The organism is Nocardiopsis sp. TNDT3 (genome assembly GCF_003427465.1).
Taxonomy (GTDB): Bacteria; Actinomycetota; Actinomycetes; order Streptosporangiales; family Streptosporangiaceae; genus Nocardiopsis; species Nocardiopsis dassonvillei.
Window position 1 is genome coordinate 1 of sequence record NZ_QPFC01001023.1, and the last position, 1870, is coordinate 1870.

A 1870-nucleotide genomic window follows, 5' to 3' on the forward strand; every position below is an offset into this window, starting at 1 on the left:
CCGGTGTCCCGTCCCGGCCGGTACGGGACACCGGGCCCCTTCCCCACCGGCCTACCGAAAAAGGCACGGGACGCGAACCACACCGGGTCGACGCGGCATCAGACCCGGCGTTGGTTGCGCGGTGCACGCGCCGAGGAATTCCCCGCCGGAGGTTTGATGTCCTACCCCGATCCCCCACAGCAGCCCCAGTGGCAGCCTCAGCCGCCCGGGCAGGGTTACCCTCCGCCCCAGGCTCCCGGCCAGCACCCCGCGGGCTTCGGCGCGGGCGCGCCCGGCGGTCCGCCGCCCGCGGGTCCCTTCCCCGGGGGCCAGTACTCCGGCGGTCAGGTGCCGCCGCCCTCCGGCGGCGGCCGCAACAGGCGCTGGCTGATCCCGGCCGCCGCGGGCACCGCGCTCCTCCTCATGGGCGGCACGGTGTGGGCCACCGTCTCGCTGGTCAGCTTCGGCGGCCCCCAGCCCGAGGACGTGCTCCCGGGCAGCGCGCTCGCGTTCGGCAAGATCGACCTGTCCATCGACGGCTCCCAGGCCATGGAGCTGTTGCGGTTCGTGGACCAGCTCCCCGACGAGGTCACGGCCGAGATGGACGAGCCCGACGGCGACATGACGGGGCTGGTCGCCGAGGGTTTCGTGGCCGCCTTCCCCGAGGCGCGGCAGTCCGAGGTCGAGGAGTGGATCGGCCAGCGCGTGGGCTTCGCGATGTGGCCCGCCAGCGGTGAGGCCGAGCTGGGCGAGGGCGCCGGCGTGGCCGGGGCGTTCGCGCTCGCGGTGGAGGACGAGCGGCTCGCCCAGGAGAACCTGGAGCGGCTCAGCGGCGAGTACGACGACCTCTACTTCGAGGTGATCAACGACTTCGCGCTCCTCACCACCTCCGACGCGGCGCTGGCCGACCTGCACGCGCAGGTGGAGGAGCACGGTCCCCTGGCCGACGCCGACACCTTCTCCGGCGACATGGCCGAGGTGCCCGGCGGCAGCCTGGCCGCGGCGTGGTCGGACCTCGCGGGTCTGATGGAGGTCGAGGAGTTCGCCCGCGAGTTCGAGGCCGACCTGGCCGCCGAAACCGGTGAGCTGAGCGGCCGGATGACCGCGTCCCTGCGGGTGGACGGCGAGTACCTGGAGGCGCGCACGGACATCTTCGACCTCACGGTGGACGGCACCGACCTGGCGTGGCTGGCCGAGACGCCGGGGGCGAGCGTGGCGGCGATGGAGTCGCTGCCCGAGAGCACGGTCATGGCCGTGGGCGCCAGCGGCCTGGACACGGCGCTGGCCGACGCCTACGAGAGCGACTCGATCCCGTTCATGACGAGCAGCGGCCAGATGCAGGAGATGGAGCGCCAGTTCAACTCGATGGGCGCCCCGCTGCCGGAGGGGTTCACCCAGCTGCTGGGCTCCTCGACCGCGTTCGGTGTCACCGACATGGACCTGGAGGGCTTCTTCGGATCCTCCTACAGCGGCGGCGGGGAGGCGTCCTTCCAGTACCGCGCGGTGGGCGGTGACGAGCAGATCCTGGGCGACTTCGTCGAGAGCGCGGTCGTCGACTCCTACAGCACCCCGCCGGGGGTGAGCACCGACGGCGACGCCGTGGTGGTGTCCCAGGGCAGCAGCGCCACCGGGCGCCTGGGCGACGACCCGGTCTTCCAGCAGACCATGCAGGAGATGGACTCGGCGGTGATGGCCGGGTACATGGACCTGCGCCAGGTGCTGACCGAGAGCGAGGTGGAGGCCCCCGGCCAGTGGGGCGCCGTGGGCCTGGCGCTGAGCGTCACCGAGGAGGGGCAGCGCAGCAGCGTGGAGCTGCGCTGGTCGCCCAGCGGCGGCGAGTAGACGCGGGAGGCGTGAGCGCGCGGACGGCGCGGGGGGACGGTGCTCCCCC

General features: G+C 73.4%; 1 protein-coding gene. It reads left to right on the forward strand.

Annotation, left to right across the window (positions count from 1 at the left end; translation table 11 throughout):
* The first annotated feature begins 156 nt into the window (after positions 1–156).
* Positions 157–1821 carry a hypothetical protein gene (locus tag DQW06_RS23225; RefSeq protein ID WP_013151170.1) on the forward strand — a complete coding sequence of 555 codons (1665 nt, stop codon included), beginning with the start codon at positions 157–159 and terminating at the stop codon, positions 1819–1821.
* Positions 1822–1870 lie beyond the last annotated feature (49 nt).

Bases quoted from the DNA above. Each gene is read 5' to 3' on its own strand.
- DQW06_RS23225 (WP_013151170.1), top strand. From the start codon at position 157: ATGTCCTACCCCGATCCCCCACAGCAGCCCCAGTGGCAGCCTCAGCCG.